Source organism: Gallintestinimicrobium propionicum (assembly GCF_025567525.1).
Classification (GTDB): domain Bacteria; phylum Bacillota; class Clostridia; order Lachnospirales; family Lachnospiraceae; genus Gallintestinimicrobium; species Gallintestinimicrobium propionicum.
In genome coordinates this window covers 53976-63633 of the sequence record NZ_JAOQJY010000023.1, presented here as the reverse complement: position 1 = coordinate 63633, position 9658 = coordinate 53976, and the positions used below count along the sequence as shown (strand labels likewise).

Genomic DNA, 9658 nt, shown 5'->3' with positions numbered 1-9658 from the left:
CTCCGCGAGGATGCGCACTCGGCGCAGGGGTAGATGGTTGCTAAAGCAACCGCGCCTCGGCGCGAGAATGTGCCAAGGCACATTCTTTTTTATGGAGGTAGTATGAAATCAGATACCATTGCGGCGATTGCAACGGCGTTGTCTGATGCGGGAATCGGCATTATCCGCATTAGCGGTCCGGAGGCGATTGCGGTTGCGAACCGGGTTGTGGTCAATAAGAAGAAAGAACACACACTAAAAAACTGGCAGACGCATACAATTCATTATGGTTTTGTCGAAGAAAACGGAACGATTCTGGATGAGGTTATGGTTTCTGTCATGAAAGCACCCAGAAGCTATACGACAGAGGATACGGTAGAGATCAACTGCCACGGCGGCGTGCTTTTAACCAAACGTGTGTTGGAGGCTGTTCTGCATGCCGGTGCGAGGATGGCGGAGCCGGGCGAATTTACGAAACGAGCGTTTTTGAGCGGCAGAATCGACTTATCCGAAGCTGAGGCGGTTATGGATCTGATTCAGGCGAAAAACCAGTTTTCGATGCAGGCGTCGATCAAACAGCTGCGCGGCTCTGTTGCAGAGAAAGTGAAGAGCCTGCGTGCGGCGCTTTTATATGAAATTGCATTTATCGAATCCGCGTTAGACGATCCGGAGCATATCAGTACAGAAGGCTATTCGGAAAAACTCGGCAAAATCACGCAGAAGCTTTTAGGAGAGATCGGAAAGCTGATCGCGTCCGCAGAGGACGGACTTTTACGTAAAGAAGGCATCCGCACCGTCATTGTCGGAAAGCCGAATGCTGGAAAATCTTCTCTGTTAAACCTGTTGGTCGGAGAAGAGCGCGCGATTGTAACGGATATCGCAGGCACGACGCGCGATGCCCTGGAGGAATCCATCCGGTTAAAGGGAATCAGTTTGAATATCATTGATACGGCGGGAATCCGCAGTACGGATGATGTCGTGGAAAAAATCGGTGTAGAGCGTGCGATGCAGTATGCAAAAGAGGCAGATTTAATTCTGTATGTGGTTGACTCGTCGCGCCCGCTGGATGAAAATGACAGGCAGATTATTGAGATGATCCGGGATCAGAAGGTCATCGTACTGCTTAACAAATCAGATCTGGAAGCGGCTGTCAGCAAAACGGATTTGCAGGAGGCGTTCGGCGGCAGGGAGGTTTCCATGATCCGCACTTCTGCAAAGAAAAATGCCGGAATCGAGGAATTTGAGCAGCTTCTGGAGCAGATGTTTTTCCATGGAGAAATCCGTTCGGAGGACGAGGTGGTTATCACGAGCATGCGCCACAAAGAAGCCCTCTGCGAGGCGTATGACAGCCTGAAAATGGTTCAGAAAAGCCTGGAAGACGATATGCCGGAGGATTTCTATTCCATCGACCTGATGAGCGCGTACGCGTCCCTTGGTCGGATTATCGGGGAAGAGGTCGGTGATGATCTGGTAAACGAGATTTTTTCCAAATTTTGCATGGGAAAATGATCTGACCAGGTGTCGAAAAGTCTTGAAGAGATATTTTTGTGAAGTTGGAAAAAGCCAGGCAGCGAAAAGTCTCTGGGAAAAGGTTTCGTAAATGGTTTTCACCAGCGGCAGTGAGCAGGGGTGTAGAGCACTGCTCACAGAAATAGTTGCCGGAAACGCAGGATTCGTGTATGATTGGTGCAGAAAGTATGCGATGATTCATGACAAAAGAATGCTTGCAGAGCGTGCATTCTATTGTTTAGGACAATGGAATGTTATATGGTGCGCATTCTATTGCAGAAAAGCACAGAAAATAAGGCGGAAAAGATGGCTCAGATAACAGAAAAAGTTGATGTATGTGTAATTGGGGCAGGTCATGCCGGATGTGAAGCGGCGCTGGCGTGCGCGAGAATGGGACTGGAAACGGTTATTTTTACGGTAAGCGTGGAAAGTATTGCGCTGATGCCGTGCAATCCGAATATCGGCGGTTCTTCGAAAGGACATCTCGTCCGGGAGCTGGATGCGCTCGGCGGCGAGATGGGAAAAAATATCGATCATACCTTTATTCAGTCAAAGATGCTCAACGCGTCGAAGGGTCCTGCAGTGCATTCGCTGCGGGCGCAGGCGGATAAAGCGGAATACAGCAGACGGATGCGGCAGATTCTGGAAAATCAGGAGCATCTGGTTATCAAGCAGGCAGAAGTCTGCGATCTTTTATGGGATGATGTGGATTCAGACACGGTTTCCGAAAAAGCCGGTGCAACAAAAAAAATCCGTGGTGTGCGGACATTTACGGGAACGGTATACGAAGCCAAAGCGGTTATTTTGTGTACCGGAACCTACTTAAAGGCACGCTGCCTGTGCGGAGAATCCATCACCTATACCGGGCCGAACGGACTGCAGGCGGCAAATCACCTGACAGACAGTCTGAAAGAAATGGGCATTGCAATGCGCCGTTTCAAGACGGGAACGCCTGCGAGAATGGATAAAAGGAGTATTGATTTTTCCAAGATGGAAGAGCAGTTCGGAGATCCGAGGGTTGTGCCGTTTTCCTTTTCTACTGACCCGGAAAGCGTACAGATTGATCAGGATTCCTGCTGGTTGACCTATACGAACGAAAAAACGCATGAGATCATCCGGGCAAACCTGGATCGTTCTCCGATTTATGCGGGAATTATTGAAGGGACGGGACCGAGATATTGTCCGTCTATCGAGGATAAGGTTGTAAAATTTGCAGATAAAGAACGCCATCAGGTTTTTCTTGAGCCGGAGGGACGTTATACAAATGAAATGTATGTCGGTGGCATGTCATCTTCTTTGCCGGAGGATGTACAGCTTGCCATGTATCGGACGGTTCCAGGGCTGGAAAACTGCCGGATCGTGCGCAATGCATATGCGATTGAATATGATTGCATCGACGCAAGACAGCTGTACCCGACGTTGGAATTTAAGGATGTTGAGGGGCTTTTTTCGGCAGGACAGTTCAATGGAAGCAGCGGCTATGAGGAAGCGGCTTCCCAGGGCATTCTTGCAGGAATCAATGCGGGTCTGAAATGTCAGGGCAGGGAGCCGATGATTATCGACCGCTCGGAAGGCTATCTGGGCGTTCTGGTAGATGACCTTGTGACGAAGGAAAATACAGAACCGTACCGGATGATGACCTCGCGGTCAGAATACAGATTACTGCTTCGCCAGGACAATGCGGATCTGCGTCTGCGCAGAAAGGGCTATGAGGCTGGTCTGATTTCGGAAGAGCAGATGCAGTGGCTGGAACAGAAAGAACAGATGATTACACAGGAGATGGATCGTCTGAAAAAAACTGTGATCGGCGCATCGGCAGAGCATCAGAAGTTTTTGGAGAAAATGGGCAGTACACCTTTGAAGACGGCAGCGTCTCTGGCGGAGTTGATGTGCAGACCGGAACTTTCCTATGAAATGCTTGCAGAAATCGATCAGAATCGGAAGCTTTTACCGGCAGAGGTCATTGAGCAGGTAGAAATCGAAATCAAATATGAAGGTTATATTGAGCGCCAGAAGCGACAGGTAGAACAGTACAAGAAGATGGAAAAGCATAAAATCCCGAATTGGATGGATTATGATGAGGTTCCGAGCCTGCGTCTGGAGGCAAGACAGAAGTTAAAAGCGTTCCGTCCGGTATCGGTTGGACAGGCTTCCAGAATTTCCGGCGTTTCCCCGGCAGATATTTCCGTGCTTTTGGTATATTTAGAGCATGAAAGTCATATGCGCGATTTGAAGAAAGAATAGGAGAACATATGTTCTATGTACGGGATGGATCAATTTGAAAATGAATTAAAAGAATTACGGATCGTTCTTTCGGATGTCCAGAAGCAGCAGTTCGAGGAATATTATAAGCTTCTGGTGGAATGGAACGAAGTAATGAATCTGACGGCGATCACAGATTACAAAGATGTAATGAAAAAGCATTTTTTCGATAGTCTGACGGTTGTTTGTGCCTATCCGGAAATCCTGACGGAGGCGGTTTCCGTTATCGATATCGGAACCGGCGCAGGTTTTCCGGGAATTCCGTTGAAAATTGCATTTCCGCAGATTCGACTGACTTTACTGGATTCTTTACAAAAACGATTGAAGTTTTTACAGGAGGTTTCTGATAAGCTGGAATTAGGTGAGATCCAGATGCTTCATGGCAGAGCAGAGGACTATGCAAAACAGCCAGAGTTCAGAGAGCATTTCGATTTATGTGTTTCAAGAGCAGTAGCAAATTTATCAACGCTTTCTGAGCTGTGTCTTCCTTATGTAAAAGAAAACGGTAAATTCATTCCTTATAAGGCAGAAAAAGCGGAGGCGGAAATTGAAGCGGCACAGAAAGCGGTCGATCTTCTTGGCGGAGAAATATCTGATAAGATCGAGTTCCAGCTTCCGGGCGGAGATATGGGAAGAACGCTGGTTGTGATTGATAAGATTAAGAAGACGCCGAAAAAATATCCGAGAAAAGCAGGTACACCGGCGAAGATGCCGATTGTCTGAGTTGGTCAACATGAGAGGAAGATGTTTCACGTGAAACATCTCCTTTTTTATAATCCTCAAATGTTTCACGTGAAACATTGACCGGACAAGTCGGAACAAAAAATAGAGACATACCGCGAAAGAGAGGAGCAGTAGTGCGTTTCAAAGATTAGACTGAAATAAGAATATAGTGTAAGATTGAAAATTTCCTTTTTACGTCAAAAAACGGAACTGCTGAAAAAAAGTGCATTCCTTTTTACAAATTTATAACTATTAGCAATGGCATTCTTGAAATGTTGATGTTATAATAAATGATGTGAATTTGAAACGGTAAGAGAAGAAGTCGTGAAACGACACGAGGTGTATGAATTTCAATGGGGAGAGCAATAGCAATTGCTAACCAGAAGGGCGGCGTTGGTAAAACAACGACAGCGATCAATCTGTCAGCCTGTCTGGCGGCGAAAAGAAAAAAAGTATTAGTTATTGACATGGATCCACAGGGAAATACGACCAGTGGATTCGGCGTCGAAAAAAATGAACTGGAAAACACAGTTTATGAATTGATTCTTGGTGAGTGTTCGGTAGAAGAGTGTCTGATCAAGAATGTTGTTAAGAATGTCTCAATTATTCCGTCAAATGTCAATCTTGCCGCAGCGGAGATTGAACTGATTGGAGTAGATAAAAAAGAGTACATTTTGAAAAATGAAATCGACTGGATTCGAGATCAGTACGATTTTATTATCATCGATTGCCCGCCGTCGCTCAGCATGCTGACGATCAATGCGATGACGACAGCGGATACAGTTCTTGTTCCGATTCAGTGCGAATACTATGCGCTGGAGGGATTGAGTCAGCTGATCCATACCGTAAATCTGGTAAGAGAACGTCTGAATCCGACTCTGGATATCGAAGGTATCGTATTTACCATGTATGATGCGAGAACAAATCTTTCGATGCAGGTCGTTGAAAATGTCAAGGATCATCTGAATCAAAAGGTTTACAAGACGATGATTCCCAGAAATATTCGACTTGCAGAGGCACCGAGTTATGGAATGCCGATCAATCTTTATGATGCAAAGTCAGCAGGAGCAGAGAGCTATATGGCACTTGCGGATGAAGTCATAAAGAGAAAGGGTATATAATGGCGTTGAAAAGAGGATTAGGAAAAGGACTGGATTCTCTGATTCCGACAAATGTGATGATGGAGTCAGAGGTAAAGCATGCTACAGTTTCGACCGCCTCATCACCTGAGGAGGAAAAAGACGGCACTTTGATGGTAAAGCTGTCAAAGGTAGAGCCGAATCGGGAGCAGCCCCGTAAAAATTTTGATGAAGATTCCTTGCAGGAATTGGCGGAATCTTTAAAACAATTCGGAATGCTGCAGCCGATTCTTGTACAGAACCGTGGTGATTATTATGAGATCATCGCAGGAGAACGCAGATGGAGAGCTGCCAAAATTGCCGGATTAAAAGAAGTTCCGGTTATCGTCAGAGAGCTGACAGATCAGGAAATAGTTGAAATTTCTCTGATTGAAAATATTCAGAGAGAGGATTTAAATCCGATCGAAGAAGCACAGGCTTATAAGAGACTGCTGACAGAGTTTCATTTAAAGCAGGATGAAGTAGCGGAGCGGGTTTCCAAGAGCAGAACAGCTGTTACAAACTCCATGCGTCTGCTCAAATTGTGCGATGAAGTACAGAAGATGGTAGTGGACGATATGATCAGCACCGGACATGCAAGAGCACTGATCAGCATTGAAGATCCGGAAGAACAGTATCTGATCGCACAGAAGATTTTTGATGAAAAGCTGAGTGTCCGCGAGGTGGAAAAGCTGGTAAAAGATCTGCACAAGCCGCCGAAGCCGCCGAAGGAAGAAAATAAGACGCTGCAGGCAATTTATCAGGAGATCTCTGAACGGTTGAAGCAGAGTCTGAGCACAAAAGTATCTGTGAGCGCAAAGCAGAACGGCGCGGGTAAGATAGAAATTGAATTTTATAATCATGAAGATCTGGAACGCCTGCTGGAGCGGATCACGGGTTAAAATTGTGAGACGGTAAGACAAATTACAGAAATACCGTAAGAAAGGAAAGAAAAACAATGACAAGCCCGTTGATGGAATATCTCGGAATAGCAGGATTGGATATTGCGTGGCTGTTTATCGGAATTTTTGTTGTATTGCTGATTCTTCTGATTTTAATCATTGTACAGTTTGCAAAGTACAAAAAGCTGAAGAAAAAGTACGACAAATTTATGAAAGGCAAAGACGGAAAGAGCCTGGAAAAGGATATTATCGCTCTGTTTGAGGATAATAAATTTATCAAAAGCGAGAGCGAGAAGAATCGAAAGGACATCCGCAATATCCTGAAAAAACTGGAATTCTGTTATCAGAAGGCCGGACTGGTAAAATACGATGCCTATAACCAGATGGGCGGTAATCTGAGCTTTTGCCTGTGCATGCTGAATGAGAGAAACAGCGGATTTATTTTAAATTCCGTACACAGCAGTGACGGCTGCTATACCTACACGAAGGAAATCAAAAACGGCGAATGTGAAATCGCCCTTGGTGAAGAAGAAAGAAAAGCGCTGAATATGGCGATTGGATTTTAAGGAGGAAGAGTCATGATCGATATCAAATTTTTAAGAGAAAATCCGGAAGTGGTAAAAGAAAATATCCGGAAAAAATTCCAGGATGAAAAGCTTCCGCTGGTAGATGAAGTAATCGAGCTGGATGCACAGAGCAGAACTGCACAGAAAGAAGCAGATGATCTGCGCGCCAACAGAAATAAGATTTCCAAAGAAATCGGTAAACTGATGGGCCAGGGTAAGAAAGAAGAAGCCATGGCGATGAAGGAACAGGTCAATGCAGATGCAAAGAGACTTTCTGAGTTGGAAACACAGGAAGAAGAGCTGCAGGCAAGAATCCTGAAAATCATGATGACCATCCCCAACATTATCGATCCTTCTGTTCCGATCGGTAAAAACGATACCGAGAACGTAGAGGTTCAGAGATATGGCGAGCCGGTTGTTCCGGATTTCGAAATTCCTTATCATACAGAGATCATGGAGAGCTTTGACGGTATTGACTTAGACAGCGCAAGAAAGGTTGCAGGAAACGGTTTCTACTATCTGATGGGCGATATCGCAAGACTGCATTCCGCGGTTATCGCATATGCAAGAGATTTCATGATTAACAGAGGCTTTACCTACTGTGTACCTCCTTTCATGATCAGAAGCAATGTTGTAACAGGCGTTATGAGCTTTGCAGAAATGGACGCTATGATGTACAAGATCGAAGGCGAAGATCTTTACCTGATCGGTACTTCCGAGCATTCTATGATCGGTAAATTTATCGACACAATTATTCCGGAAGAAGAGCTGCCTAAGACTCTGACCAGCTATTCTCCTTGCTTCCGTAAGGAAAAAGGCGCACACGGTCTGGAAGAGAGAGGCGTATACAGAATCCATCAGTTCGAAAAGCAGGAAATGATCGTTGTGTGCAAGCCTGAAGATTCCAAGATGTGGTTTGACAAGCTGTGGCAGAACACTGTAGATCTGTTCAGAAGCATGGATATTCCGGTAAGAACCTTGGAATGCTGCTCCGGTGACCTGGCTGACCTGAAAGTGAAATCTGTAGACGTAGAAGCATGGTCCCCGAGACAGAAGAAGTATTTCGAAGTTGGCAGCTGCTCCAACCTGGGCGATGCGCAGGCAAGAAGACTGAAGATCCGTGTAAATGGTGAAAACGGAAAATACTTTGCACATACACTGAATAATACAGTAGTAGCGCCTCCGAGAATGCTGATTGCTTTCCTGGAGAATAACCTGCAGCCAGACGGCTCTGTCAGAATTCCTGAAGTGCTGCAGCCTTACATGGGCGGAATGAAAGAAATTCGCAAAAAATAATTATGTAAACTAAAATAAACAAAAAGTGAGGTGAGATTCTTGCACAAATTTTTGAGAGCAGTGGGATTCAGTCAGTATACAGAAAAGAAACAGGTTCAAAAGCTGATCCGGGATATCATTATTCATGCGGATGAGCGCAGCTATACGACCGTTGGGAAAAAGACGCTGGTTGCAGAATTTGACAGGAATTTCGCCGAAGATATCGGAATAGCAGTGTGCGGAGAATTTGATGAGGACGATACGTACAGTTTCGATTATTATCTTCCGTACCTGCGCTCCGATCTTGTCAGTACAGCAGAGGATATCTCAATCGAGCGCCACGCAGCGAAGGAGTCCTATGCGGGAATTTGCGACGATCCGAAGGTTGGTGTTTCCCTGATTTTTTACCTGCAAAATATGATTTCTTATCTGAAGTTGCAGGGAGAGGGCAAGATCCCGGCAAAGGGCACTTCTCTGAACCTTTCCGCACTTTCCTGTCAGGGAACGATCATGATGCCGATTCAGAAGACGGAATGGCAGAAAAAGAAGATCGCTAAGGACGCGGTGCAGAGAAACCGTCTGATTCAGGCTGCACGCGGCGGCGATGAAGAAGCGATGGAAAGCCTGACGTTAGAAGATATGGACACCTACACGTCCATTTCCAGAAAAATTCAAAAAGCCGATATTTTCAGTCTTGTAGATACGTATTTCATGCCGTATGGTGTGGAATGTGACCAGTATTCTGTTCTGGGTGAAATCACGGATATGAAGCTTGTAACCAACGGACTGACGGGCGAAAAGGTACATATTCTGACCCTGTGTTGCAACGACCTGAATTTAAAGGTTGCAATCAACAGCATTGATCTGCTGGGCGAACCTGCTGTCGGACGCCGCTTCAAGGGCAGCGTGTGGTTGCAGGGACAGGTGAATTTCCCGGAAAAGTCGTAGAAGAGTTCACGGACAGCGTAAAGTATTTGACTTGTACAGATAATTTCTGTATAATAAATTTGTTTATGGAACTGTTTTTTGTGTGACGAATCGAATAGGTGTTACTTCTAAGAAGCAACCATGGTTAAAGCCGTGAGTGAGTAAAAGGCGATAACTAAGAGTTCGATTTGAACTGTGGCATATAGAAATGTCGAAATAAGAAAACCGATGATTCATCACAAAAGTGATTGATTTCATAAAGAAGGTCACCGTAACCGAAACAGGCTGAAAAGCTTGAAAATACGGCATTTGTTCTCGTAGTTAAATGGATATAACGGGGTCCTCCTAAGAAGTAACCATAGTTAAAGCCGTGGAACTTAAAAAGGTGGTAACAAAG

Annotated in this window: 8 protein-coding genes; all 8 read left to right on the top strand. The window is 45.3% G+C overall.

The window, feature by feature from the left end; translation table 11 throughout:
• Positions 1–102: 102 nt before the first annotated feature.
• The 8 genes from mnmE (at position 103) to OCV62_RS14905 (ending at position 9282) form a co-directional block, all read left to right on the top strand.
• Entirely contained in the window at positions 103–1488 is a 1386-nt protein-coding gene (gene mnmE / locus OCV62_RS14940; RefSeq protein WP_262587685.1) for a tRNA uridine-5-carboxymethylaminomethyl(34) synthesis GTPase MnmE, read from the top strand.
• Positions 1489–1794: 306 nt separating this feature from the next.
• Positions 1795–3732 (top strand): tRNA uridine-5-carboxymethylaminomethyl(34) synthesis enzyme MnmG, encoded by a 1938-nt coding sequence (gene mnmG / locus OCV62_RS14935; protein ID WP_262587683.1) that lies wholly within the window; start codon positions 1795–1797, stop codon positions 3730–3732.
• A 24-nt stretch (positions 3733–3756) separates the two neighbouring features.
• Positions 3757–4473 carry a 16S rRNA (guanine(527)-N(7))-methyltransferase RsmG gene (rsmG, locus tag OCV62_RS14930; RefSeq protein WP_262587680.1) on the top strand — a complete coding sequence of 239 codons (717 nt, stop codon included), beginning with the start codon at positions 3757–3759 and terminating at the stop codon, positions 4471–4473.
• A 353-nt stretch (positions 4474–4826) separates the two neighbouring features.
• Positions 4827–5594, top strand: coding sequence for a ParA family protein (locus OCV62_RS14925; RefSeq protein ID WP_021914298.1), 768 nt, complete (start codon positions 4827–4829; stop codon positions 5592–5594).
• Positions 5594–6493: a ParB/RepB/Spo0J family partition protein gene (locus OCV62_RS14920; RefSeq protein ID WP_021914297.1), complete on the top strand. Its 900-nt coding sequence runs from the start codon at positions 5594–5596 to the stop codon at positions 6491–6493. Before OCV62_RS14925 ends, OCV62_RS14920 begins: the two co-directional genes overlap by 1 nt.
• A 56-nt stretch (positions 6494–6549) precedes the next feature.
• Positions 6550–7059, top strand: coding sequence for a DUF4446 family protein (locus tag OCV62_RS14915; RefSeq protein WP_021914296.1), 510 nt, complete (start codon positions 6550–6552; stop codon positions 7057–7059).
• A gap of 12 nt (positions 7060–7071) precedes the next feature.
• Positions 7072–8355, top strand: coding sequence for a serine--tRNA ligase (gene serS / locus OCV62_RS14910; protein ID WP_262587676.1), 1284 nt, complete (start codon positions 7072–7074; stop codon positions 8353–8355).
• Between the two features lie 60 nt (positions 8356–8415).
• Positions 8416–9282, top strand: coding sequence for a DUF3881 family protein (locus OCV62_RS14905; RefSeq protein WP_317258853.1), 867 nt, complete (start codon positions 8416–8418; stop codon positions 9280–9282).
• The last annotated feature ends 376 nt before the right edge of the window (positions 9283–9658 follow it).